Source organism: Corynebacterium sp. c25Ua_47, from assembly GCF_039907205.1.
In the GTDB taxonomy this organism is placed as follows: Bacteria; Actinomycetota; Actinomycetes; order Mycobacteriales; family Mycobacteriaceae; genus Corynebacterium; species Corynebacterium hiratae.
The window spans coordinates 294,480-319,784 of the sequence record NZ_JASBOH010000002.1 but is presented as its reverse complement, the minus strand read 5'-3'; the positions used below and the strand labels follow the sequence as shown (position 1 = coordinate 319,784).

26 protein-coding genes are annotated in these 25,305 nt (G+C 62.3%); 21 read left to right on the top strand and 5 right to left on the bottom strand.

Annotated features, from left to right (window positions below; translation table 11 throughout):
• Positions 1-89: 89 nt before the first annotated feature.
• Complete coding sequence (locus QKE52_RS03720; protein WP_071409803.1) at positions 90-1,289, top strand: beta-carotene 15,15'-monooxygenase; 1,200 nt, start codon at positions 90-92, stop codon at positions 1,287-1,289.
• On the top strand, positions 1,270-2,649 hold the full coding sequence (locus tag QKE52_RS03715; RefSeq protein WP_347948175.1) for a multicopper oxidase domain-containing protein: 1,380 nt from the start codon (positions 1,270-1,272) through the stop codon (positions 2,647-2,649). Before QKE52_RS03720 ends, QKE52_RS03715 begins: the two co-directional genes overlap by 20 nt.
• On the opposite strand, the gene QKE52_RS03710 is transcribed toward QKE52_RS03715, so the two are convergent.
• From QKE52_RS03710 to QKE52_RS03690, 5 genes are all read right to left on the bottom strand, one after another.
• Entirely contained in the window at positions 2,636-3,193 is a 558-nt protein-coding gene (locus tag QKE52_RS03710) for an NTP transferase domain-containing protein (RefSeq protein ID WP_347948174.1), read from the bottom strand. The two genes, QKE52_RS03715 and QKE52_RS03710, sit on opposite strands and share 14 nt — an antisense overlap.
• Positions 3,194-3,199: 6 nt before the next feature.
• Positions 3,200-3,685 (bottom strand): cyclic pyranopterin monophosphate synthase MoaC, encoded by a 486-nt coding sequence (gene moaC, locus QKE52_RS03705; RefSeq protein WP_049155083.1) that lies wholly within the window; start codon positions 3,683-3,685, stop codon positions 3,200-3,202.
• A gap of 126 nt (positions 3,686-3,811) precedes the next feature.
• On the bottom strand, positions 3,812-5,029 hold the full coding sequence (locus tag QKE52_RS03700) for a molybdopterin molybdotransferase MoeA (RefSeq protein WP_070511563.1): 1,218 nt from the start codon (positions 5,027-5,029) through the stop codon (positions 3,812-3,814).
• A 10-nt stretch (positions 5,030-5,039) separates the two neighbouring features.
• Complete coding sequence (moaA, locus tag QKE52_RS03695) at positions 5,040-6,179, bottom strand: GTP 3',8-cyclase MoaA (RefSeq protein ID WP_347948173.1); 1,140 nt, start codon at positions 6,177-6,179, stop codon at positions 5,040-5,042.
• A 49-nt stretch (positions 6,180-6,228) separates the two neighbouring features.
• On the bottom strand, positions 6,229-7,983 hold the full coding sequence (locus tag QKE52_RS03690; protein ID WP_049155160.1) for a long-chain fatty-acid--CoA ligase: 1,755 nt from the start codon (positions 7,981-7,983) through the stop codon (positions 6,229-6,231).
• 466 nt (positions 7,984-8,449) lie between these two features.
• Between QKE52_RS03690 and rho the strand changes: the two genes are divergently transcribed.
• The 19 genes from rho to QKE52_RS03595 all read left to right on the top strand — a co-directional run bounded on the left by rho (position 8,450) and on the right by QKE52_RS03595 (position 25,266).
• Positions 8,450-10,351 carry a transcription termination factor Rho gene (gene rho / locus QKE52_RS03685; protein WP_347948172.1) on the top strand — a complete coding sequence of 634 codons (1,902 nt, stop codon included), beginning with the start codon at positions 8,450-8,452 and terminating at the stop codon, positions 10,349-10,351.
• Positions 10,351-11,427 carry a peptide chain release factor 1 gene (gene prfA, locus QKE52_RS03680; protein WP_070754411.1) on the top strand — a complete coding sequence of 359 codons (1,077 nt, stop codon included), beginning with the start codon at positions 10,351-10,353 and terminating at the stop codon, positions 11,425-11,427. The genes rho and prfA overlap by 1 nt, the downstream gene beginning before the upstream one ends.
• A 25-nt stretch (positions 11,428-11,452) precedes the next feature.
• Positions 11,453-12,373 (top strand): peptide chain release factor N(5)-glutamine methyltransferase, encoded by a 921-nt coding sequence (gene prmC / locus QKE52_RS03675; RefSeq protein WP_347948171.1) that lies wholly within the window; start codon positions 11,453-11,455, stop codon positions 12,371-12,373.
• Positions 12,374-12,427: 54 nt separating this feature from the next.
• On the top strand, positions 12,428-13,105 hold the full coding sequence (locus tag QKE52_RS03670) for an L-threonylcarbamoyladenylate synthase (RefSeq protein WP_347948170.1): 678 nt from the start codon (positions 12,428-12,430) through the stop codon (positions 13,103-13,105).
• 10 nt (positions 13,106-13,115) lie between these two features.
• Positions 13,116-14,291, top strand: coding sequence for an MraY family glycosyltransferase (locus tag QKE52_RS03665; RefSeq protein WP_049155071.1), 1,176 nt, complete (start codon positions 13,116-13,118; stop codon positions 14,289-14,291).
• A gap of 16 nt (positions 14,292-14,307) precedes the next feature.
• Complete coding sequence (locus QKE52_RS03660) at positions 14,308-14,742, top strand: hypothetical protein (RefSeq protein ID WP_049155069.1); 435 nt, start codon at positions 14,308-14,310, stop codon at positions 14,740-14,742.
• A gap of 447 nt (positions 14,743-15,189) precedes the next feature.
• Positions 15,190-16,002 (top strand): F0F1 ATP synthase subunit A, encoded by an 813-nt coding sequence (gene atpB / locus QKE52_RS03655; RefSeq protein WP_102234376.1) that lies wholly within the window; start codon positions 15,190-15,192, stop codon positions 16,000-16,002.
• 98 nt (positions 16,003-16,100) lie between these two features.
• Positions 16,101-16,343 (top strand): ATP synthase F0 subunit C, encoded by a 243-nt coding sequence (locus QKE52_RS03650; protein WP_010187073.1) that lies wholly within the window; start codon positions 16,101-16,103, stop codon positions 16,341-16,343.
• 45 nt (positions 16,344-16,388) lie between these two features.
• Positions 16,389-16,961 carry a F0F1 ATP synthase subunit B gene (locus QKE52_RS03645; RefSeq protein ID WP_070515580.1) on the top strand — a complete coding sequence of 191 codons (573 nt, stop codon included), beginning with the start codon at positions 16,389-16,391 and terminating at the stop codon, positions 16,959-16,961.
• A 6-nt stretch (positions 16,962-16,967) separates the two neighbouring features.
• Positions 16,968-17,783: a F0F1 ATP synthase subunit delta gene (locus QKE52_RS03640; RefSeq protein ID WP_347948169.1), complete on the top strand. Its 816-nt coding sequence runs from the start codon at positions 16,968-16,970 to the stop codon at positions 17,781-17,783.
• A gap of 60 nt (positions 17,784-17,843) precedes the next feature.
• Positions 17,844-19,484 (top strand): F0F1 ATP synthase subunit alpha, encoded by a 1,641-nt coding sequence (atpA, locus tag QKE52_RS03635; protein WP_070528750.1) that lies wholly within the window; start codon positions 17,844-17,846, stop codon positions 19,482-19,484.
• A 56-nt stretch (positions 19,485-19,540) separates the two neighbouring features.
• Entirely contained in the window at positions 19,541-20,524 is a 984-nt protein-coding gene (locus QKE52_RS03630; RefSeq protein WP_347948168.1) for a F0F1 ATP synthase subunit gamma, read from the top strand.
• A gap of 3 nt (positions 20,525-20,527) precedes the next feature.
• Positions 20,528-21,976, top strand: coding sequence for a F0F1 ATP synthase subunit beta (gene atpD / locus QKE52_RS03625; RefSeq protein ID WP_010187062.1), 1,449 nt, complete (start codon positions 20,528-20,530; stop codon positions 21,974-21,976).
• 10 nt (positions 21,977-21,986) lie between these two features.
• On the top strand, positions 21,987-22,355 hold the full coding sequence (locus tag QKE52_RS03620; RefSeq protein ID WP_049155064.1) for a F0F1 ATP synthase subunit epsilon: 369 nt from the start codon (positions 21,987-21,989) through the stop codon (positions 22,353-22,355).
• Positions 22,356-22,529: 174 nt separating this feature from the next.
• Positions 22,530-23,015, top strand: a complete 486-nt coding sequence (locus QKE52_RS03615; protein ID WP_070511579.1) for a DUF2550 domain-containing protein — start codon at positions 22,530-22,532, stop codon at positions 23,013-23,015.
• Between the two features lie 23 nt (positions 23,016-23,038).
• Positions 23,039-23,731: an endonuclease NucS gene (nucS, locus tag QKE52_RS03610; protein WP_049155061.1), complete on the top strand. Its 693-nt coding sequence runs from the start codon at positions 23,039-23,041 to the stop codon at positions 23,729-23,731.
• Entirely contained in the window at positions 23,731-24,015 is a 285-nt protein-coding gene (locus QKE52_RS03605; protein ID WP_080975079.1) for a hypothetical protein, read from the top strand. The genes nucS and QKE52_RS03605 overlap by 1 nt, the downstream gene beginning before the upstream one ends.
• 10 nt (positions 24,016-24,025) lie before the next feature.
• Entirely contained in the window at positions 24,026-24,334 is a 309-nt protein-coding gene (locus tag QKE52_RS03600) for a thiamine-binding protein (RefSeq protein ID WP_049155059.1), read from the top strand.
• Entirely contained in the window at positions 24,331-25,266 is a 936-nt protein-coding gene (locus QKE52_RS03595) for a tetratricopeptide repeat protein (protein ID WP_347948167.1), read from the top strand. Before QKE52_RS03600 ends, QKE52_RS03595 begins: the two co-directional genes overlap by 4 nt.
• Positions 25,267-25,305: the final 39 nt, after the last annotated feature.

The following is a 25,305-nucleotide window of genomic DNA, read 5'->3' as shown; positions in this document are numbered from 1 at the left end:
TTCCTTTTCGATTTTCTAGGGGGAGCGGGCGTTGCTACCCCTACAAGCAATTTACTACGATTATATCCGTGCAAATAAAAATGTCAGATGTGCCTCTGCGCGACGTCTCCTTGACTGCTCGCCGGCGCTGGCACACCATCGCCTTTAGCCTGGTTGCCTTGTGGATCGCGGTGGGCGTGGGAATCACCGTGGCGAACTATCTGGGAGCACCCGTGGTGTGGTGGGACCTCATTCATCCTTTTACTCTCGGAGCGCTGACCACCGCCATCCTGGTGTTTAGTACCCACTTCACGGAAGCACTGACCCGCACCCCGGCTGCCGGCTTCCACAGGGTAGGCGCGCGGGTAGGCCTGGTGCAGGTGGGGCTGGTTCTGCTACTTGTTGATCGCGCCGGCTACGACTGGGGAATGCTCGCGGATATTGGCTCCTCACTCGTCATCGTCGCAGTCACGTGGCACCTGTGGACGTTATGGACCAAGCTTCGAGGCTCTCTTTCTGGCTCTTTCGCAGTCACCGTGCCCTTTTATCTGGCCGCGGCCTGCTTCATGGTGGTCTCTGTGCTGTTGGTTATCCTGGCTGCGCACGGGATAGGAAACTATTCGCTGTTGGTAGCAGCGCACTCACGAGGGATGGTGTGGGGATTTGCTCTGCTTACCATCGTGGGCACCGTCGTCACGCTGCTTCCCACCTTGACCCGAACGCCAATTTCATCAGCCGCCCGGGCCCGGTGTGGTCGAGCATTGACCGTGCATTGCGTGGGGCTGGGGGTGGCCATGCTTGCCGACGCCTCCGGGCTCACCCGCGCCGCCGGCATGGCGCAGCTACTCACCGTCCTTGCCGCTGTGTTCATCATTCAGCCAGTACTCGCCGGCGCGCTTGGTGGCGTGAAAACCACGGCAAGCGTGTCCGCGATGGCGGGACTGGTATGGATGTTGGCACTTTGTGCCGGTGACGCGGCGGCCACTCTTGCTGGGGCCTACCCGCGCGCGGTGACGTTGCTGCTGCTACCCGCATTCGTCGGCGCCGGCCTCCTGCAGCTCGTGACCGGGGTACTCCACCACATGCTGCCCATCCTGGCCGGGGCTGCTCATCCCGCGCGGGGCCACCTTCCAGGGTTCGTGCGCGTAGCGCTCATCAACCTTGGCGGCGTGCTGAGCCTCACTGGCATTACTGGCGTGTCCTTCGCCGGGCTTATCATGATGGGGCTAGGCCTCATCGCCAATTGTGCGGCCCTAGTGTGGGCCGTCTCGTCATCTCAAGGAGAAGTTCATGTCAAGCGTGCCCGTTAAAAAGGAGCATTCTGAGAAACAGTGGGCATCCTGGCTCATCATCATTGTTGCCTTGGTGGCGGTCATTGCACTGGCAGTGACCAATTCGCGGATAGGCAAACAAGATCCGGCGATGGTAGCTTCCGCCGATGCCGTCACTGTGGATGTCTCTGTCGACGGCATGGCCTTTGTTCCGTCCTCTATCAACGTGGCTGCGGGCAGCCACCTGGTGGTGAACTTCCATAACACGGGCGACCAGGTCCATGACTTGAAGATCGGACGTGAGGAGACCGGGCGGGTAGAGCCGGGCGAGACCGTGCAACTCGATGCCGGAGTCATCGATGAATCCGTGGAAGGCTATTGCACGATCGCTGGGCACAAGATGCAAGGCATGACGTTTATGGTCAACGTCGACGAGCCAGCATCTGGGGACCATGAGCATGCGGGGGCGTCGGCAAGCAAGGGCACTGCTGGTGCCCCGGCGACGGTGCCCTCAGCAGCCGAGCGCATGGCGGCACGCGAGGGCTTCGACGCCGTCGATGCCTCCCTTGCCCCCGCGGAAGGCGACCTTCACGAGGAAACGTGGGTGATGACTGAAGAGGAAGCTGAGGTCGCCCCAGGAGTGCGCCAAACCCGTTGGCTCTTCAACGGGCAGGCACCCGGCCCAACCCTGCGCGGCAAGGTGGGGGATAGATTCCGCATCACCATCAAGAACGAGGGCTCGATGGGGCACTCGGTGGATTTTCACGCTGGTGAAGTCAACCCGGATAAGAACATGAAGACGATCCAGCCGGGGGAGTCGCTGACCTATGAGTTTGTGGCACACAGGGCGGGTATCTGGATGTACCACTGCTCAACGATGCCGATGAGCTTGCACATTGCCAACGGCATGGCAGGAGCAGTCATCATCGATCCGCGTGGTGAGGATGGACTGGGGGACGTTGACGCGGAGTACGTCATGACGGCCAGCGAAATCTTCCTCGCCACCGCGGGCAAGGAAGCTGAAGGTGCGGATGCGCAGCGCGTCAGCAATGGCGACTATGACCTCACCGCCTTCAACTACTATCCCAATCAATACGACGAGGGCTTAGCACCGCTGCGCGCCAAGGTGGGAGATACCGTGCGTATCTGGTTGGTTAATCTGGGCCCCGATCTTCCTTTGAGCTTCCACGTCGTGGGCGAGCAATTCGACACCGTGTACAAGGAAGGCGCCTACCTCATTAAGGGCGCGAAGGATTCCGGCTCCCAGGCGCTGGACCTCTTGCCCGCCCAGGGCGGATTCGTGGAGATGACCTTCAACGAGCCGGGTACCTACTCCTTTGTGAACCACCTCATGACGAACGCAGAGAAGGGCCAGCACGGGCAGATCATCGTTGAGTAGCTCGCCGCTCGCGGAGTTCGTCCAAGGTATCTATATCGCGTACTGCGGCGGTGCCTTCGACCTCTGTGATGTTCTTCGCGAGTCTCAGTAAGCGCATGACTGACTTATTGCGGGGGTTGCCGAGCTCGTGCAGAGCGCGGGTAATGGCCTCGGTGCGCCACAGTGCACACAGCGGTTGAAGGCGCCCATCGAAGGTGGCCACCGCGGCATCAGCGCCGGAGCTTTCTAAGGCCTGTTCGAGTACAGGCAGCATACGCGGGGAATCCGGGGCATCGACGGCCAAGATGGCGGTCGTGGACTCTGCGGCACCAACCAGCGCGGCGTGGCCCGCGGCGATTCCCGCGGCTGGCCCGCCGAAAAGAGGCCTTTCACATACTTGGGGCATCCCTAGGGGATAGGGTGAGACAACCGCCACCGGCGCATCATAAGGCAACTGGCGCAGGAGGCGGTCGATGAGGCGCTCACCGGCGAGAATGATACTTGCCTTGTCCACACCACCCATGCGTGTGCCGCGCCCACCCGCCAAAATAATGACACCTGACATTGTTCACTATCCTTCCTCACCCGGCAGGTCGCGGGACCAATCACCCGAGCGGCCGCCGGACTTCGCTGTGATGCCGCAGCGCCGGATATAAGCGGAGCGGTCCACGCCTTTCACCATGTCGATGAGAGCTAGCGCCGCAACGTTCACCGCGGTCAGCGCCTCCATTTCCACGCCGGTGCGGTCGGCGGTGTGAACGGTGGCTTCGATGAAGACGTGGTCTTCGCGCAGCTCGATGTCGACCGCGCACCCGTGCACGCCGATGGTGTGGGCAAGCGGTAGGAGATCCGGGACCTTCTTGGCGGCCGCAATACCGGCCACTCGAGCAACCGCAAGCACGTCGCCCTTCGGCACGGTTCCTTCCTGCAGCGCGGTGAGGACCTCCGGCGAGCAGGCCACCTCGCCTTGGGCGGTGGCGGAACGCACGGTGGGCTTCTTATCGGTGACGTCCACCATGTAGGCGGAGCCGGCCTCATTAAGGTGAGTGAACTTCATGGCTACAGCGGGTCCTTTCCTTGGGTGGACCTAGCCTATCTGACGAAGAGTGGGCCGATCCGGCGTTTAGAGGCGCGATCTTTGGCAACAACGGAGGGGTGGGGGATGTGGTGAAGCACCGTGAAGCTAGTAGGGGTAGACGGTAAGTTGCTCCCCTGTGGTGACGGGGCTCGTCAGCAGCGCGAAACCTTGCGTGCCGGGCAGTGCTGCAACGTGGTGGCTGCGCATGCGTGGTCCAGGCGGCGGGAAGGCGGTGATGCTTCCGTCCAGAGCAATCGAGCACGGCTGAATAAGCGGGCGGTGCGGATGCGGGAAGTCAGCCCCAGCGACGGCCGTCAGGTGCGGCCGGTCTAAAACTCCGGTGGGGCGGGGCAGCCCACGCAAGGAACGCATCAGCGGGGTGAGGTAGAGATGCGCGGAGACGAACGCCGCCACCGGGTTGCCCGGCAAACACACCACGGGAACACCGTCCCACAGCGCGTGGCCTTGCGGCGCGCCGGGGCGCTGGTTGACGTGTCCGAACCAATATGAGCCGCGCTCCACGGCATCCTCAACGACCGCGCGAACCACGTCAAAGGCTCCTGCGGAAACCCCGCCGGTGGTGACGATGAGATCGGAGTCAGCGGCAGCCGCGTCGAAGCGGCGGCGCAGCTCAACGGGTGAATCGCCACATACCGTGCGGGCGATGTCAACGGGGCCGGTAGTGCTAAGGAGTGCGTCGAGCATCGGACCATTGGAATCCGGGAGCTGGCCGTTGAGCAGCTCCTCACCCGTGGCAATGACGGTCACCCGCGGGGTGCGGTGGAGCACGGCGGTGTCGACGCCGGCGGAGAGGGCGGCGGCGATAAGGGAGGCGTCCACCAGCGTGGCGGCACCGGCTAGTTGGTGCCCGGCCTCGATGTGGGAGCCGCGCCGCCGGATGTGGTTGCGCTCGGGAAGGCGGTGCACCGTGACGGTCTCAGGCAGTGGCCCGGGGCCTGGTGGAATATCGGTGTCTTCCACGGGGATGACCAGACCATCAAAGCCCGCGGGTACTGGACCACCGGTCATGATGCGCAGCGCAGTGCCGGGCGGCAGGGTTTGGGCCGGCGCGCCGGCAGGCACATCACCCACGACAGGCAAAGTGAAGGGAACGGTGAGACTGTCTGGTGAGGAAGGCTGAGGAATGAGGAAGCCATCCATGGCCGAATTATCCTGCGGCGGGAGGGGAAGGCGGGCGACGAGGGGCTCAGCCAGGACGCGACCCTGCGATAAGGCAGCGCGTTCCGAAGGCAAGGCGCGGACCAGCGCGTGGAGGCGGTCGAAGTATTCCTCGATGCTTAAGTCAGTCCCGGTACTCGTCATTGCACCCAATCTAGCCACCGATGGCGGACATCGGGCGATCCGGCTGGAGGAAACCTTCATCATCCACCCCGTGGCCCGGTAATTTCCTCCACATTTCACCCGCCCACGCGGTGGCGAGCTCTTCATCGCTGGCGCCAGCGCGCATGAGGTCGCGCAGGGAGGTTTCCGAGTTGCCGAAGAGGCAATTGCGCACCGCGCCGTCTGCGGTCAGGCGCGTGCGGTCGCAGTCCCCGCAGAAGGGCCGAGTTACGGAGGCGATCACCCCGATGTGTCCTATGGGGAGGGAGCCATCGCGCGAGACCGCGGACCACAGTGCCGCCGGCGCGGAGCCGCGGGGTTTCTTAGCCGGGGTGAGCTCGAAGTCTTCGGCCAAGCGCGCCAAGATATCCTCCGCGGTGACCATCCGGGAACGCGCCCACTCCTCCCGTGGGCCCAATGGCATCTGCTCGATGAAGCGCAGTTGCGCGCCGCGTTCGAGGCAAAAGCGAGCCAAGGGAAGGATCGCAGACTCGTTGACACCCGGCATGATGACGGCGTTGATCTTGACCGGGTCCATGTCGGCGGCCAGCGCGGCGTCGATGGATGTGAGCACATCCGCTAGGCGGTCGCGCCGGGTGAGCCGGGCATAGAGCTCCGGATCGAGGGTGTCTAAGGAGATGTTGACGCGGTCGAGCCCGGCGCGCTGCAGCCCCGGCAGGCGCTTATCCAGGCCCAGCCCGTTGGTGGTGAGAGCAGTAGTGGGTGCCGTACCTTCGTCGGTCCGCAGGGCTTTGGTCGCGGCGATGATTTTCTCTAAGGAGCCGCGCAGGAGCGGCTCCCCACCGGTGAAGCGCACCTGCTGGATGCCGAGCTTGTCTACCGCGAGGCGGATGAGACGGATGGTTTCTTCATCGCTGAGCGTGTGTTCGGTGGGCAGCCACTCATAACCTTCGGCGGGCATGCAGTAGGTGCAGCGCAGATTGCAGCGATCCGTCAGGGAGACACGCAGGTCGCGGGCTTGGCGGCCGTAGCGATCCACGAGCGCGCGGCGGCCGTCGGGCCCTGGCGCCGGCAGGTCCGTGGGCGGAGTCCCCGCGCCCCGTACGCGCGGCAATGGCAGCGTCAGCGGGGCGGAGGTGTGTGGCGAAGGTTGGGATCGTTGGGCGGACATTGCTGGCAAGTCTAGATCGAAGCCTGCCGTATGAGTAGGAGGGGTGGGGCTAGTCCTCCCCGTCATCCTCTCCGGCATCGAGGCGCTGCGCCTCGCCCGGGCCCTTCAGCCGGATGATGTTGTACTCGCCCTCCGCCAGGTGGGCGCGCAGGTCCTTCTTGTCGAATTTGCCCACCGAAGTCTTATCGATGGATTTCACGAAGGTCCAGTACTCCGGCAGCATCCAGGAGGGAAGCTCAGAGCGCATCCCGTTGCGCAGGCGCTCGGCGGTCTCAATCGTGGGGCTGATGTCCGCGGCGAGCACGGTGACAGCCAGCGGGCGCTCGACCCATTGCTTGTCGGGGTAGCCAATGACGGCGCATTCCAGCACCACCGGGTTGGCCATGATGAGGTTCTCCAATTGGACGGAGTAGATCCACTCACCGCCGGAGCGGATGACATCGCGGGCGCGATCCTCCACGGTGAGGAAGCCATCCTCGGTGACGAAGCCGACGTCGCCGGTGCGCAGCCAGCCGTCGGCCGTGAACTTGGAGTCCGCGTCCTCGACATCCTTGCCACGGAACTCGTGGGCAGCACCGCCGTCCTCCGAAGCGGGCGAGTGGTAGTAAGAACCGGTGACCAAGTTGCCGCGGACCTGAATCTCGCCAGCGTTGCGGTCCGTGGTGTTGACCACGTGGCCGTCATTGACCACGCGGTATTCCAAGGAGGCCGGGAAGCGCCCCTGGGAAATGCGGTAGGCCCAGCGAGCCTCGCCCGAGGCGCCTGAGGGCGGGCGGGCCACCGTGCCCACCGTGGTGGTTTCCGCCATGCCCCACACGTGGACCACGTCCACGCCGTAGCGCTCTTCCCAGCTCTTGATGAGCTGCGGTGGAACAGGCGAGCCGCCAGCGAAGATCTCCGTCAGTGTCATGCGCTCAGGCGGGTTCTTGAGGTAGTGCACGAAGAGCTGAATCCAAATGGTGGGCACGCCATGGGCCACGCGCGGGGAGGTGGCGGCGATGATTTTGGCCAGGGTGGCGGGGGAGACGTCGGCGTCGGGAAGCACCAGCGGCGTGCCCGTCATCCACGCCGCAAAGGGAACACCCCAGCTCAGCACGTGATAGATGGGGATGCAGCACAGGAATGTCTCGCCGTGGGTCACACACAGGGAATCGGAGGAGCGCAGCTGCATTCCTTCCAAGTACAGAGCGCGGTGGGAGTAGAGCACGCCCTTTGGTGCACCAGTGGTGCCGGTGGAGTAACACAGTGCGGCGGCGGTGTGCTCATCCAAAACCGGCCAGTCATACACGGTGGAGCGCCCATCCAGCAGTTGCTCGTAGCTGTAGATTTCAACGTTGCCCGGCAGAGCGGTGCTGGGCTTGCCGACGCCCGTAAACACCACCGCACGCACACAGTCCACACCTTCCAGAACCTGGGCTAGCTGCTCGGCGAGGCGACAATCCGCGACGATGACGCGGACCTCAGCGTGGTTGATGATGTGCCGGATCTGATCATTCATCAGCTGCTTGTTGAGCGGGGTGAACACCGCTCCCTTACAGGCGGTGCCAAAAAGCACTTCGAGGTGCTCGGCGCAGTTCCACATCAGTGAGCCCACGCGCTCGTCACCGGTGATGCCGAGCGTGTCATGCAGGGCGTGGGCGAAGGCGGCGGCGCGGGCGCCGACATCAGCGAAAGTGGTTTCCTCGCGTTCATTGCCGGGATTGGCGCTGTGCCAGGTGATGACCTGGGTTTGGCCGTGGACGGAGGAACCGTACTCCAGGATGCGGGTGAGGGACAGCGGGATATCCTGCATTGTGGAGAGCATGCGCACTACTTTAGCCGTGTCAGTGTGAGCGCGGGGGAAGGATGCGGTATAGTTATCCGCGACTGGTGGGGAACGCTTTCCCCGCATCTCCGAGCTCCCTCCACGGCGCACACACCTGCGGTGACACTCTCATGGCAGTCCAACGGTGCGCGCGACGGTGAGAGGGGAGAGATACGCTCGCAGTCGCCTTCTTAAAATATCTCCCCGCGCTTGACCCGCGGCCGATTCCTTAAGTGCTTTCAGGAGTTCAACAAGGAGTCCTTCACGTTCCGTACCGCCGGGCCGGAGAGGGGGGAGAGCCAAGACAACCACCGCCCACGGGGATCGCGGTTGCGTGAACTCGCTGGTGGCGGAGGACCATCCCAATTACACACTGGCTTCCAACGCCCGCTTGGAACAGCACCACGCACAGTGCAGGTGCGGCAGACAAGACGGCGCGCGTTGGTGAAGCGACGAAAGGATATCCGTGAGCGATACGGACAAGACCGCAGCACAGGATCTCGCCTCCCTGAAGCTGCCGGAATTGCGCAAGCTAGCTGCGGAGCGCGGACTTCGCGGCGTCTCCGGACTGCGCAAGGGGGATCTCATTACTGCCCTGACCACCGGCCAGGTGCCGGCGCGCGGCGCGAAGGCCGCTGCCCAGGGCGAGGCTAAGGACGCACCCGCCGCAGAGGACTCCGCACAGAAGGAGTCGAAGAAGGACGCGCAGCCGCGCCGCGCGACCCGCAAGGCTTCCCGCCCTGCCGGCGCTGCTGACCAGGCCTCCGAGAAACCGGAGCCTGAGAACACCCATAAGGGCGAGGACGGTGCTCAGGAGTCCGAGCAGAAGGACGGCCACGACGAGCAGCGCTACGAATCCCGCTCCCAGGCCCGGCGCGCCCGCCGCAACCGTGCGCGCCGCCAGGAGCGCGAGGCCCGCGAAGAAGCCAAGGGCAATAGCAACGGTGCCGAGGACAAGCAATCCAAGGCCGAGGACAACCAGTCCCGTGGTGGTAACAATTCCGATAACCGTGACCACGGCAACGGTGGCAATAACGGGGGCGGCAACAACAACCGCCGCGATAACCACCGCAACGATGATGACAACAACGGCGGCGGTGGCCGCCGTAACCGCCGTAACCGTCGCAACCGCCGCGGGCGTGACCGCGATGGCGGCGGCAACGGTGGCAATGACCTGCAGATCCGCGAGGGCGATGAAGTACAGGTAGTGGGCGGCATCCTCGAGGTCGTCGACAACAACGTGGCTTTCCTGCGCACCACCGGCTACCGCGCGGCCAGCTCCGATGTCTTTGTCAACAACAACCTCGTGCGCCGCCTAGGCCTGCGCTCTGGTGACGCTCTGACCGGCAAGGTCAAAGTTTCCGGCCCGACCCACACCCACGGCAACGGCCGCAACCGCCGCAAGTACAACCAGCTGGTGGAGGTCGACACCGTCAACGGCCTGGATCCGTCCACCGCGAAGGAGCGCCCGGACTTCGCCAAGCTCACTCCGCTGTACCCGAACCAGCGTCTGCGCCTAGAGACGGACCCGAAGATCCTCACCACCCGCGTCATCGACCTGATCATGCCCATTGGTAAGGGTCAGCGCGCGCTCATCGTCTCCCCGCCGAAGGCCGGTAAGACGACGATCCTGCAAAACATCGCCAACGCCATCGCCACGAACAACCCGGAGTGCTACCTCATGGTCGTCCTCGTGGACGAGCGCCCCGAAGAGGTCACCGACATGCAGCGCAGCGTCAACGGTGAGGTCATCGCCTCCACCTTCGACCGCCCGCCGTCAGAGCACACTTCGGTGGCGGAGCTGGCTATCGAGCGCGCCAAGCGCCTGGTGGAGCAGGGCAAGGACGTCGTCGTCCTGCTCGACTCAATCACCCGCCTAGGCCGCGCCTACAACAACTCCTCCCCGGCGTCGGGCCGCATCCTGTCCGGTGGTGTGGACTCCAACGCCCTGTACCCGCCGAAGCGCTTCCTGGGTGCTGCCCGCAACATCGAGAACGGCGGCTCGCTGACCATCATCGCCACCGCCATGGTGGAGACCGGCTCCACCGGTGACACCGTCATCTTCGAGGAGTTCAAGGGCACCGGCAACGCCGAGCTCAAGCTGGACCGCGCCATCTCCGAGCGCCGCATTTTCCCGGCCGTGGATGTCAACCCGTCCGGCACCCGCAAGGACGAGCTCCTGCTGGTTCCGGAGGAAGCACGCATCATGACCAAGCTGCGCCGCATCCTCTCCGGCCTGGACTCCTTCGCCGCTATTGACCTGCTGATTAAGCAGCTCAAGAAGACCCGCTCCAACGGCGAGTTCCTCATGCAGGTGGCCTCGTCCGCGCCCATGGCGGCTGACACGGATGAGGAGGACTACAAGTAATGTCTAACCAGGTTTCCCTCGTCGATGACATTGTCTCCGAGTTCCAAGGCATCGAAATGCAGATGGCTGACCCGGAGGTAGCCGGTGATCAGTCCCAATTCCGCAAGCTGTCCAAGCGCTACGCCGAACTGCGACCCGTCGTCGCCGTGAACGACGAGTTGGTCCAGGCTCGCCAGGACCTGGCCGATGCCAAAGAGATGGCCTACGAGGACCACGAGTTCCAGCCCGAGGTCGACCGCCTTGAGCCGCTCGTCGTTCAGCTGGAGGAAAAGCTCGCGGACCTGCTGGCCCCGCGCGATGAGCATGACTCCGAGGACATCATCATGGAGATCAAGGCCGGCGCCGGCGGCGAAGAGGCAGCACTCTTTGCCGGCGACCTGGCCCGCATGTACGAGCGCTACGCCGATAAGGTCGGCTTCCAGTGGGAGGTCCTGGGCCTCAACGAGTCCGACCTCGGTGGTGTGAAGGACATGTCCATCTCCTTCAAGTCCAAGACCCCCTCGCGCGATGGCGCGTGGAGCGTGTTCAAGTTTGAGGGCGGCGTCCACCGCGTGCAGCGCGTGCCGGTGACCGAGTCCCAAGGCCGAATCCAGACCTCCGCAGCTGGTGTGCTGGTCTACCCGGAACCGGAAGAAGTCGAAGCCGTCAACATCGATGACAAGGACATCCGCGTCGACGTTTACCGTTCCTCCGGTAAGGGCGGCCAGGGCGTGAACACCACCGACTCCGCCGTGCGTATTACTCACCTGCCGACCGGCCTCGTGGTGACCTGTCAGAAGGAGCGCTCCCAGATCCAGAACAAGGCGCGTGCGCTGCAGGTGTTGCAAGCCCGTCTGGATCAGATGGAGCGCGAGGCCCGCGAGGCCGAGGCCGGCGAGCAGCGTGCGTCCCAGGTGCGCACCATGGACCGTTCCGAGCGCATCCGCACCTATAACTGGCCGGAGAACCGCATCACCGACCACCGCATCGGCTACAAGGCCAATAACCTGGATTCCGTGCTCAACGGTGACATGCAGGACCTCATCGACGCCCTGCAGGCCCAGGAGCGCGCAGAGCGCCTTGAGGCTGAGGACTAGAAGAGAAAAGGCACGGTTTAATTCGGTGACTTTTCACACCTATCGGGAGGCGCTTCGTGATGCCACGGAGCGCCTTCGCGCTGCCGGGGTCCCCTCACCCGAGTGGGACGCGCGGCTGCTGGCTGCCCACCTCATCCACTGCGGCCACATGGACATCCCGCTTAACGAGGCTCCGATGCCCGGCTTTGACGTGGCATATGGGGCGTTGGTGGGGCGTCGTGAAGCGCGCGAGCCCCTCCAGCACATCCTGGGCGTAGCGTGGTTCGGCCCCCTCGAACTCGAGGTGGGCCCCGGCGTGTTCATCCCGCGCCCAGAGACGGAGGTGCTCGCCGACTGGGGAGTTAAATTTCTTACGAAATTTAGCTCGGGGAAGATGACGAAATTTAACTCGTTGGGGACGACGAAACTTAACTCGCAATCTCCCCGCGTCGTGGATCTGTGCGCCGGATCCGGGGCGCTGGCGCTGTACGTCGCCCACTATGTGCCGCAGGCCCAGGTGTGGGCAGTGGAGCTTGCCGACGCCGCCCTGGCCTACACCCGGCGCAATGCCGCAACCGCTGCGCGCGGCCGGGCGGGTTCTGTGAACGTGGTGCAGGGCGACGTCACCGACGCCCAGCTCTTGTCGGAGCTGCACGACACCGTTGACCTCGTGCTCACCAACCCACCCTACGTTCCGGAGACCCCGGACCTGGACCCAGAGGTCTACCAGGATCCGCACGATGCGGTGTTTGGGGGAGCAGACGGCATGGAGACCATCACCGCGATGATCCCGACCATCGCCGCGCTGCTGCGCCCCGGCGGGCGGGTGGGCATTGAGCACGACGACGAGACCTCCCAACAAGTGCAGGAAGCCCTGCGCGCGCACGGCGGCTTCAGCGATATCGAGGTGCTCAAGGACCTCACTGGCACCGCACGATTTGTCACAGCGAAGCGGGGAGTACAGTAGATTGGTCGAAGATTGGTCGACAAGCCGATAGGAACGGGATTAAAGGAGAGACCAATGCAGGGACAGATTTATAACTGTGCGGACGTTGCTGAGCGCGAGGAAGGCATGGCACTTGCCGTCAAAGCAGCCAAGTCAGGCCGACTCGTCGTGATGCCCACCGACACGCTCTACGGGCTGGGCTGCGATGCTTTCGATAACGATGCCGTGGCCAGCCTTTTGGCCACCAAGCACCGCGGCCCGGACATGCCGGTGCCGGTGCTCGTCGGCTCCTGGGACACCGTCAAGGGGCTTGTCGCTTCGTTGGATGACACCGCGCAGACCCTCATCGAGGCCTTCTGGCCGGGTGGGCTGTCCATCGTGGTGCCGCAAGCGCCTTCGCTGCCTTGGAACTTGGGAGATACCCGCGGCACGGTGATGCTGCGCATGCCGTTGCACCCCATTGCCATTGAACTCCTCCGCGAGGTCGGCCCCATGGCGGTCTCCTCCGCGAACATTTCCGGACAAACCCCGCCGACCACCGCGATTGCCGCCAAGCAGCAGCTGGGCAAGGCCGTCACGGTCTACCTGGATGGGGGAGAAGCCGAGGTGGGCAAGCCCTCCACCATTATCGATCTATCCGGTCCGCGCCCCTACCTCTTGCGCGAAGGCGCGCTGAGCGCCGAGCAGATTGGCGAGGTCATCGGAGTGTCTGCAGAGTCCTTGCGCACCCGGCCGGGTAGCCAATCCTCTTAAGGAGACATCAGTGGCTGGAACCGGAGTGCCGCTGCGCGAACTGGCGTTGATCATTTTCGTCGCGGCGGCGTTTACCTACATCACCACCGGACTGGTGCGCAGCGTCTTGGTGCGCAGCGGCCAGGTGGCGGAGATTCGTCTGCGTGATAGTCACTCGCAACCCACCCCGCAGTTGGGTGGCGTTGCCATGTTCACGGGGTTTGCGGCTGCTGTCTATCTCGCGGGCCAGCTTCCAGCCTTGACTCGCGGGTTTATGCCGGTCACGCCGGAGATGAACGCTGTGCTGTGGTCAGCCGCGGCCATTGTCATCGTCGGCGTGGTGGATGACCTGCTGGAACTGAGTGCTCTGGTCAAGCTGATCGGGCAATTGGTGGCGGCGGCCATCATGAGCGGTCTCGGTCTGACGTGGACTCTTCTCTTCTTGCCCTTTGGTGATGGAACCACGGTCATCCTCGACCAGGTCCAGGGAACACTCTTGACTACGTTCTTTACGGTCCTGCTCATCAACGCCATCAACTTCGTGGACGGGCTCGATGGGCTGGCTGCCGGGCTGGGCATGATTGCAGGTGGTGCCATCCTGGTTTTCTCGCTGACCGTGCTGCACGACCAGGGTGGGGCGGTCTCCGCCTATCCGCCGGCGATTATCGCGGCGGCGCTGGTGGGCGTGTGCGCCGGGTTCCTCCCGCATAATTTTGAACCCTCCCGCATCTTCATGGGGGACAGCGGGGCGATGCTCATTGGCTTGCTGCTGGCGGCTGCATCCACCTCCGCGTCGGGCAAGATCAACATGTCGCTCTATGGAACCGTGGACATCGTGGCGCTGATGTCGCCCGTCATCGTCGTGGTAGCCGCCGTCTTTATTCCAGTCCTGGACCTTGTCTGGGCCGTGATCCGGCGCGTATCCCAGGGGCGCTCGCCCTTCGCCGCGGACAAGGCCCACATCCACCACCGGCTGCTCTCGCTGGGACATACACACCGCCGCACCGTGTTGGTGCTGTACCTATGGGTCTCTGCGGTGGCCTTCGGGGCGGTCTCTTTTTCCATCGTCCCCGCGCCCGTGGCCGTCGTACTAGCGCTTGTCGCGCTCGTCGTTGCCTTTGGCGTGACCCTAATTCCGCTGCGCCAGGGCAAGCTTGGGCGCCAGCCGCGTCCCACCAGCGTGGTGCTGGAAACGGATCCCTCCTGAGGTAGGGTATGGGGCTGTGACTGATTCAACGACCTCCGAAGAGCTTTCGCCGTACGACGATCATCGGCGTCCCCTCAAGCGTGCGCTCCGCCTTGGGGCCATCGGCCTTGTCGTCGTGACCATCGCGTCCCTGGCTATCTGGGGCGGTGTCCGTGGGTTGCCCGGAATCTGGGGTGTCCTCGTTGGCGCGGCCATTGGTGGCGGCTTCGTGCTCTTTACCGCGGCCTCAGTTCTTCTTACTGCGCGCACCACGCCGTCGACCACGATGGCGGTGGTGCTCGGCGGCTGGCTGCTCAAGGTGGTCATCCTCATCATGGTGCTGTTGCTGATTAAGGATCTTGAGTTCTACGACACGATGGCGCTGTTCGTCACCGTGCTGCTGGCGCTGGCGGTGACGCTCGGCACTGAGGTCTGGGGTGTGATTACATCCAACGTGACCTACGTGTCTTAGCCAACCTCGACCTTTTAGAGTGAGCCACTGCTTCCGGTGACCCCGGGAGGGTGGCTTTTTGTGTAGTTAAGTGGCCGCGGCGACAGCGCCCGTTACCCCCGTCAAGGTGGGAAAACACGGGTGTGTGACCAAATACACTTGGCAGGGTTTCGGCAGAATGTGGGCGTTTTATAGAGCCCACTGGCACTAGGCTGTGCCTTTAGGGCCGCAACGGGGCCCCCACGTGCGAAAACTTGAGGGCGAACTGATAGCATTCTCTTCGGGTTACCGCGGGTTAGCGTCATGCTATCCCGAAAAAGTACGGTTTATCCTTGCCCTGTTTACGCTGATGTGCGACGGAGTCCGTAGACAGGGCAAAGAGCTTGAGACGTCCATCGCACCACATAGCCTTCGACAAGCTGTGTGGCCCGAACACGGGAGAGAACGCTGAGCGTTACGACATTGGCCATGAAGGGTGAGTTTCACGCACCCGAACTGGATCCAGAATTTTTCCCGGGGCACGTAACCGATGATGGTGAAGTCGTCGATCTTCTTTTCGCCGATTTCGCCAACGGTTGGTTCGCTTTGGATCGCATCATGCTGGTTCGTCTGTTCATGGCGGCCATCCTGGTGCTCCTTTTTGTTGTCGCCTTCAGGAACCCGAAGCTGGTTCCTAAAGGATTGCAAAACGTAGCGGAGCATGCGATTGACTTCGTACGAATTCACATCGCAGAAGACATCTTGGGCCGCAAGGAAGGACGTCGATTCCTTCCGATCCTGGCCACGATCTTCTTCGGTGTTTTGTTCTGGAACGTAGCAACTATTGTTCCAGCTCTAAACATCTCTCCGAACGCTCGTATTGGTATGCCAATCGTGCTGGCTGTCGTCGCGTACATCGCCATGATTTACGCCGGCGCCAAGCGCTTTGGCTTCGGCAAGTTCATCAAGTCCTCGGTGGTTATTCCTAACCTGCCGCCGTTGCTGCACGTGCTTGTCGTACCGATTGAGGCTTTCTCTACGTTTGTCATGCGCCCAGTCACGCTGGCTCTTCGTCTGATGGCGAACTTCCTGGCTGGCCACCTCATTTTGGTCCTGTTGTACTCGGCAACGAACTTCTTCTTCTTCCAGTTCAACGGTTGGACTGCACTGAGTGGCCTGACGCTGGTCGCAGCGGTTCTGTTCACGATTTACGAAATTATCGTCATCTTCCTGCAGGCTTACATCTTCGCCCTGCTGACGGCGGTATACATCGAACTGTCGCTGCATGCAGATTCGCACTAACAACAACGCGAACCTCGCGGTTAACTAAATACCCCAAAACCACCACATCCCCCGCGGAAGAATCCGTGGGAAAACTTTGAAAGGGAACGACTTTCATCATGAACGAAATCATTCTTGCTCAGGCTGCTGACGAGTCCACCCTCAAGGGCCTCGGCGCCATCGGCTACGGCATCGCAACCATCGGCCCGGGTCTGGGCATCGGTATCCTCGTCGGCAAGACCGTCGAGGGCATGGCACGTCAGCCGGAGATGGCTGGCCAGCTGCGTACCACCATGTTCCTGGGTATCGCCTTCGTTGAGGCCCTCGCCCTGATTGGCCTCGTTGCAGGCTTCCTGTTCTAAAGAGCGCTTTACACAAAGTAAATCGAACTTTAAGAACGGAGCCCCATGAACAACGTCATTTACTACCTTGCAGCAGAAGGAAGTGAGCACCTGCCGCTGGAGAGCGGCAACTCCATCCTTCTGCCCAAGATGTACGACTTGGTCTGGTCTCTCATTCCGTTCACCATCATCCTGATTGTGTTCTGGAAGCTCGTTCTTCCGGCATACAACAAGATGCTGCAGGAGCGTGAAGACCGGATCGAAGGTGGCCTTAAGCGTGCGGAGGCTCAGCAGGCCGAAGCAAAGGCCGCTCTGGAAAAGTACAATGCTCAGCTCGCTGACGCGCGAGCAGAGGCTGCGGAGATTCGTGAGCAGGCGCGCGAGCGCGGCAAGCTGATCGAGGCAGAGGCTAAGGAAGCTGCAGAAGAAGAGTCTCGTCGCATTCTGACCGCTGGCGAGAAGCAGCTTGAAGCTTCCCGCGCACAGGTCGTGTCTGAGCTGCGTTCCGACATCGGACAGAACTCCATCAACCTGGCAGAGAAGCTGCTCGGCGGCGAACTTTCGGACGCCACCAAGCAGTCCTCCACCATTGATAACTTCCTGTCCGAGCTCGACACTGTGGCACCGGCCGGAAAGTAGGCAACGATGAAGGCAGCTAGCCGCGAAGCACTCGCTACCGTTGAGTCCAAGCTGGATGAGTTCCTCTCCGGTGACCGCTCGGTGGCGACTGCTACCCAGGCAGGCCAGGACCTCTTTGAGGTGGTCCGCGTTCTCGACGGCGACCGCGAGCTGCGCGTCGCGCTGACCGACGACGCCTCCACCTCCGAGGAGCGCAAGTCCCTGGTCCAGACCCTTTTCGGCGGCAAGGTTTCCCCGGTAGCACTGCAGATGCTCCAGGAGGCAGCCGCCGCACAGTGGTCGACCCCGCGTGATATCGCCCGCGGCCTTATCATCCTTGGCCGTCGCGCACTGCTGCGTGGCGCTGAGTTTGAGGGCAAGCTGGGCCAGGTGGAAGACGAACTCTTCTCCCTGTCGCGCGTGCTTGACCGCGAAGGCGAACTGACCCAGCTGCTTTCAGACCGTACTGCGACGTCCGACCGCAAGGTTGGGCTGCTGGCAAGCGTGCTCTACGGCAAGGTCACGATGGTCACTGAAGCGCTTGCGCTGCAGGCCATTGGCCGCCCGGAGCAGAACCCGATTGATGATCTCGCCGGATTGGCGGACACTGCAGCCAAGCTGCAGGGCCGTACCATCGCGCGCGTGACCTCGGCGGGTGAGCTGAACGATAGCCAGCGGGCAGCACTCGCTGAAAAGCTGGGCAAAATTTATGGTCGTGCGATGTCCATCCACTCTGAGGTTGACACCAGCCTCCTCGGTGGTATGACCATCCGCGTCGGCGACGAAGTCATCGATGGTTCGACGGCAGGCAAGATTGCCCGCCTTCGCGCGCAGATGGCATAAGCCGAAACGACAGAAACGATTAAGTAATTGCTGGAAGATACTACCGAGAGCAGGAAGAACATGGCGGAGCTGACGATCTCCTCCGACGAGATCCGTAGCGCGATTGCGAACTACACCTCGAGCTACTCCGCGGAGGCCTCCCGTGAGGAGGTCGGCGTGGTCATTTCGGCAGCTGACGGTATTGCGCAGGTTTCGGGCCTGCCGTCCGTCATGGCGAATGAGCTGCTCGAGTTCCCCGGCGGCGTAATTGGCGTCGCACAGAACCTTGACACCAACTCCATCGGTGTCGTGGTCTTGGGCAACTTCGAGTCGCTTAAAGAAGGCGACGAGGTCAAGAGGACCGGCGAGGTTCTCTCCATCCCTGTGGGCGAGGAATTCCTCGGCCGCGTTATCAACCCCCTGGGCCAGCCGATTGACGGCATGGGCCCGATCACCGCTGAAGAGGACCGCGTCCTCGAGCTGCAGGCACCGTCCGTGCTGCAGCGTCAGCCGGTGGAAGAGCCGATGCAGACCGGCATCAAGGCTATTGACGCGATGACCCCGATTGGTCGTGGTCAGCGTCAGCTGATCATTGGTGACCGTAAGACGGGTAAGACCGCCGTCTGTATCGACACCATCCTGAACCAGAAGGCTAACTGGGAATCTGGCGACAAGAACAAGCAGGTCCGCTGCATCTACGTCGCCATCGGCCAGAAGGGCTCCACCATTGCTGGTGTGCGCCACACCCTGGAGCAGCACGGCGCTCTGGAGTACACCACCATCGTGGCTGCTCCGGCATCCGACGCCGCCGGCTTCAAGTGGCTGGCACCGTTCTCCGGTGCAGCTCTGGGTCAGCACTGGATGTACCAGGGCAACCACGTCCTGATCATTTACGATGATCTGACCAAGCAGGCTGAGGCCTACCGTGCGATTTCCCTTCTGCTGCGCCGTCCGCCGGGCCGCGAGGCTTACCCGGGCGACGTCTTCTACCTCCACTCCCGTCTGCTGGAGCGTGCTGCAAAGCTCTCTGACGACATGGGTGCAGGTTCCATGACCGCACTGCCGATCATCGAGACCAAGGCGAACGACGTCTCCGCCTTCATTCCGACCAACGTTATTTCTATTACCGACGGCCAGGTCTTCCTGGAGTCCGACCTGTTCAACCAGGGCGTCCGTCCGGCAATTAACGTCGGTGTGTCGGTCTCCCGTGTTGGTGGTGCCGCACAGACCAAGGGTATGAAGAAGGTTGCCGGTAACCTCCGTCTCGAGCTGGCTGCCTACCGTGACCTGCAGGCTTTTGCGGCCTTCGCATCTGACCTGGATCCGGCTTCCAAGGCTCAGCTGGAGCGCGGTGAGCGCCTCGTCGAGCTGCTCAAGCAGTCCGAGTCCTCCCCGCAGCCTGTCGAGTACCAGATGGTGTCCATCTTCCTCGCAGACCAGGGCATCTTCGACGTCGTTCCCGTCGAGGACGTACGCCGCTTCGAGAAGGAGCTGCACGATCACCTCAACTCTGCAACCCCGCAGGTGTTCGAGCAGATCCAGGGCGGTACCGCTCTGACCGACGAGTCCAAGGATGCACTTGTTGCAGCAGCTAAAGACTTCATTCCGTCCTTCCGCACGACCGAGGGCAACAACCTCGGCACCGAGGCGCCGGTTGACCCGCTCGCCGCGGATGATGTGAATAAGACCGAGCTCAACGTCTCCCGCAAGACGGCCAAATAGAGTTTCGCACGCTCTAAGAATTAACCGTCTAGAAAGAGAAGGGAGGAGCGAACACCATGGCTAATCTTCGTGAACTGCGTGACCGTATCCGGTCCGTCAATTCCACCAAGAAGATCACCAAGGCACAGGAGCTCATTGCTACCTCGCGCATTACCAAGGCTCAGGCCAGGGTAGAAGCGGCGCAGCCTTATGCACGTGAACTGTCCAACGTGCTTAACAAGCTGGCGGCGCACACGTCCCTGGATCACCCGATGCTCCGGGAACGCGAAGATGCTAAGGTTGCCGCCATTCTCGTGGTCTCTTCTGACCGCGGTATGTGCGGTGGCTACAACAACAACATCTTCAAGAAGGCGGCCGAGCTGGAAGCCCTGCTTAAGAGCGAGGGTTTCGAGACCGTCCGCTACGTGACCGGCAACAAGGGCGTTGGCTTCTACAAGTTCCGTGAGGCCGAGGTCGCAGGCAGCTGGACTGGATTCTCGCAGGATCCGACCTGGGAAAAGACGCACGATGTGCGCCGCCACATTATCGACGGCTTCGTCGCCGGTTCGAATGGCCAGGCCAAGACCCGCGAGGGCATTAACGTGGAGGGCGAGACCGTTCGCGGTTTCGACCAGGTCCACGTTGTGTACACCGAGTTCGAGTCCATGCTGACCCAGACCGCGCGTGTGCAGCAGCTGCTGCCGGTGGTACCGGTTATTGAGGAAGAGGACTACAACATGGGTGAGTCCGCGCTTTCCGACGCCGAGCCGAACAATCAGATCACTCCTGATTACGACTTCGAGCCGGATGCGGACACCCTCATGGACGCACTGCTTCCGCAGTACGTGTCCCGCCTCCTGTTTGCGATGTTCTTGGAGTCCTCGGCCTCCGAGTCCGCCGCACGCCGTACCGCAATGAAGTCTGCAACTGATAACGCTACCGAGCTGGTCAAGGACCTCTCGCGCGTGGCCAACCAGGCCCGTCAGGCGCAGATTACCCAAGAAATCACAGAGATCGTCGGTGGCGCTGGGGCGCTCGCCGAAAGCGCAGAAAGTGACTAGATTATGACTACAGCTCTGCAAGAGCAGAACACACAGTCGTCGGCTACCGCCGGCCGTGTGGTGCGTGTCATCGGTCCGGTCGTCGACGTGGAGTTTCCGCGTGGCGGGCTGCCGGCACTGTACAACGCACTGACCGTCGAGGTGACCCTCGAGGCTGTTGCAAAGACCGTCACCCTTGAGGTCGCTCAGCACCTCGGTGACAACCTCGTCCGTGCCGTGTCCATGGCTCCGACCGACGGCCTCGTCCGCGGCGCTGCCGTGACCGACACCGGCAAGCCGATTTCCGTCCCGGTGGGCGATGTGGTCAAGGGCCACGTCTTCAACGCCCTCGGTGACTGCCTTGACCAGCCGGGTCTGGGCCGCGATGGCGAGCAGTGGGGCATCCACCGGGAGCCGCCGGCTTTCGACCAGCTCGAGGGTAAGACCGAGATTCTGGAGACCGGTATTAAGGTCATCGACCTGCTGACCCCGTACGTGAAGGGCGGCAAGATCGGCCTGTTCGGTGGTGCAGGTGTGGGTAAGACCGTTCTTATCCAGGAGATGATTACTCGTATCGCACGCGAGTTCTCCGGTACCTCCGTCTTCGCCGGCGTCGGCGAGCGCACCCGTGAGGGCACCGACCTCTTCCTCGAGATGGAAGAGATGGGCGTTCTCCAGGACACCGCACTTGTCTTCGGCCAGATGGATGAGCCGCCAGGAGTCCGTATGCGCGTGGCTCTGTCCGGCCTGACCATGGCGGAGTACTTCCGCGATGTGCAGAACCAGGACGTGCTGCTGTTCATCGACAACATCTTCCGTTTCACCCAGGCCGGTTCTGAGGTGTCGACCTTGCTGGGCCGTATGCCTTCCGCCGTGGGTTACCAGCCGACTCTGGCTGATGAGATGGGTGTGCTGCAGGAGCGTATTACCTCCACCAAGGGTAAGTCCATTACCTCCCTGCAGGCCGTCTACGTGCCGGCCGATGACTACACCGACCCGGCTCCGGCGACCACCTTCGCCCACCTCGATGCCACCACCGAGTTGGACCGTGGCATTGCTTCGAAGGGTATTTACCCGGCAGTGAACCCGCTGACCTCTACCTCTCGTATTCTGGAGCCGTCCATCGTGGGCGAGCGCCACTACGAGGTTGCACAGCGCGTCATCGGTATCCTGCAGAAGAACAAGGAGCTTCAGGACATCATCGCCATCCTTGGTATGGACGAGCTGTCTGAGGAAGACAAGATCACCGTTCAGCGTGCTCGCCGTATCGAGCGCTTCCTGGGCCAGAACTTCTTCGTCGCAGAGAAGTTCACCGGCCTGCCGGGCTCCTACGTGCCGCTGGCCGATACCATCGACGCTTTCGAGCGCATCTGCAACGGCGAATTCGACCACTACCCGGAGCAGGCCTTCAACGGCCTGGGTGGCTTGGACGACGTCGAGGCTGCGTATAAGAAGCTGACTGAGAAGAAGTAGGGAGAGGCACATGGCTGACATCACCGCCGAATTGGTTTCCGTCGAGCGCCTGCTGTGGACCGGCAAGGCCACCATGGTGACGGCTGAGACCACCGAGGGTGAGATCGGCGTGCTTCCTGGTCATGAGCCCATGGTCGGTCAGTTGATCGACAATGGTGTTGTGACCATCCACCCAGTCGACGGCGACCGTCGCGTCGCCGCTGTCCAGGGTGGCTTCCTCTCCGTGTCCGAGAACAAGATCACCGTCCTCGCCGATTGGGCCATCTGGGCCCGCGAGGTCGATGAAGCCCAGGCACAGGAAGACCTGAAGTCTGAGCGTGAGTTGACAAGGTCTCGCGGCGAAGCTGCACTGCGCGCCGTACGCCGCTTCAACAGCTAACGGATGAGCGGAGAGGGAACCGACGGGCAGCAATGACCGCCCTTCCCACTTTCACTTAGGAACCCCACAACCTCGCTAAGAGGGGGTGGGGTTCCTTCGTCTTCTCCGCCCCCAAGACGAGTAACTCTGAGCAATGACTAGCGTTGTCTACTCCAACGGCGGTACAATCAACCCATGAATTCTCAGGTGCTTCAGGGGCTAACAATTCTTTTAGGTCTGTGTGCACTGGTCCTTCTGGTTTTCCTCATCCTGGCGGCGGTGCGCTTTTTCACCGTGCGCTCCCGCGGCACGAGCATCCTTTTGCGCCAACTACCGTCGAAGGACTCTCATTCTTGGCGTCATGGTCTCGTGCGCTATGACGGCGAGTATATGAATTACTTTAAGCTTCGCTCCGTCATGCCGCGCGCCAACAAGCGTTTTAATCGCCTCGACATCGAATTGGGTAAGACTCGCCCGATGGACGATGACGAGGCTTCTTTTATGCCCTCGGATCACCAAATTATCCAGATTCGCATCGATGGGCGGGACTACGAGATTGCCTCCGATGCGCAGGGCATTATGGCCCTGAACGCGTGGGTGGAGTCGGCTCCGTCGAAGCGCCAAGAAAAGCTGGACTATCACCAGATGCGCCAACGGGCTACCCGTTTACCTAAGAAGTAGCGCTCAACGATAGGGTAGAGGACATGCGTCTTGTCATCGCCCAATGCTCCGTAGACTACGTCGGCCGCCTCGACGCCCACCTTCCGATGGCGGATCGGCTCATCCTCATTAAGGCCGATGGTTCGGTGTCCATCCACGCGGATGATCGCGCCTATAAGCCGTTGAACTGGATGACACCACCATGCACCTTTGAGGAGTCAGCGATTGAGGATATCGATGGCGAAGACACCGGGGAAAAGCTGTGGCTGGTGGAGAACCCCAAGGGTGAGCAGCTGCGCATCACCATTGCTGCGATCCACCAGGATATCGACATGGAGCTAGGTGAAGATCCGGGCTTGGTCAAGGACGGTGTGGAGGCCCACCTGCAAGAGCTGCTGGCCGAGCACATCGAAACGTTGGGGGAGAAGTACTCTCTGGTGCGCCGCGAGTACCCCACGGCTATTGGCCCGGTGGACATTATGGCGAAGAACGCTGAGAACGAGTTCGTCGCCGTGGAGGTCAAACGCCGCGGGGGCATCGATGGCGTCGAGCAGCTCACGCGCTACCTCGAACTGCTTAACCGCGATGATTTGCTAGCACCCGTGCATGGTGTCTTCGCCGCGCAGGAAATCAAGCCCCAAGCCAGGACACTGGCGGAGGACCGCGGCATTCGCTGCGTGGTCCTGGACTATCAGGAGCTGCGCGGTATCGAATCCAACGAGCTGCGGTTGTTCTAGTGCCACGCCGCAACCGCAGAATCCGCGAGGAGCCGCGCTCGCTGCCGCGCGATGGCAGCGCTTTCCTAGGCTCGCAGACGGTGGCAGGGCCGAGCTGGACCAATGGCGAGCCCTTCATCATGCGGCACGTCGGCAGCGCTGCCGCCCAGAAGTATTACGTCTGCCCAGGATGCAACCAAAACATCCCTCCCGGGGTGGCGCACATCGTGGCCTGGCCACGGGATACCGGTGGGCGCGGTGAGGACCGTCGACACTGGCACCGGCACTGCTGGGACCGGCGGTAGGATGGCGGGCATGATTGTTGCCTTTTCCGTAGCGCCCACTGTCGTGGGCGATGAAAGCGCTGAAATGTCCGAGGCCGTGGCCGAAGCAGTGCGTGTTGTCCGTGCTTCGGGCTTGCCCAATGAGACCAACTCCATGTTCACCATCATTGAGGGTGAATGGGACGAGGTTTTCGCGGTCATTAAGGAGGCCACCGATGCCGTACGCGCCGTGTCGCCGCGCACGAGCCTGGTGATTAAGGCCGATATCCGCGAAGGCGTGACCGGGCAAATCACCCAAAAAGTAGATTCCGTTAACCGTTACCTGGAGGAGAATAAGTGACCGGACCGTACGTAGGAGGAGCCCTCGACCTGGGTGCTATCAAGCAGCAGGCGGAGGCACGGGCGCAAGCCCAGACACAGGCTGCAAGCGCCGGAGCCGCTAGCTCCGGCGGAGGGATCGCGCCCTTCTTCGAGGTCACCGAGCAGAACTTCGAGAATGACCTGGTGCGCCGCTCCGCGGAAGTGCCGGTTATCGCCCTGATTGGCTCGCCGCGCTCCCCGGCCTCCGAGCAGCTCAAGAAGGACTTCGAGGAGATGGCGGCCGCCGGTGGGCTGAAGTTCATCGTCGGATATATCAACGCTGATGTGGTGCCCCAGGTGGCGCAGGTCTTCGGCGTGCAGAATCTGCCGACCACCGTTGCCATTGCAGCCGGCCAGCCAGTCACCAACTTCGAGGGCGGACAGCCGCGTGAGAACCTGGAGCAGTGGATCGCGGCGATCGTTGAGAAGCTCGGCCCCCAGCTCAAGGGCTTGTCTGAACAGGGCGAGGCGGGGGAGAGCCCCGCAGAGGAAGCAGCGGATCCGCGCCTGAGCCTTGCGGAAGACGCACTCAACCGCGGCGATTTCGATTCCGCCATCGCCACCTACGAGGAGATCTTGGCCGCCGAGCCAGACAACGTGGAAATCAAGCAGGCCCGCGATACCACGCTGTTGCTCAAGCGTTTGGACCCAGCTAATCGCAGCGAGGATCCCGTCGCCGCTGCGGATGCCGCCCCGGAGGATGTGTCCAAGCAGCTCGATGCCGCCGACGCGGAGGTTGTCGCCGGTGCCCCTGACCGCGCCTTCGAGCGCCTCATCGACGCCATGAAGCGCACCGGTGGGGATGAGAAGGAACAGCTCAAGACCCGCCTCTTGGAGCTCTTTGGGCTCTTTGACTCCGGCGATCCGCGCGTGCTGGCCGCGCGCACGAAGCTGGCGAGCGCGTTGTACTAAAGACGGCGTAGTAATAGTGCCCGGCTTGTGCTGGGGCCG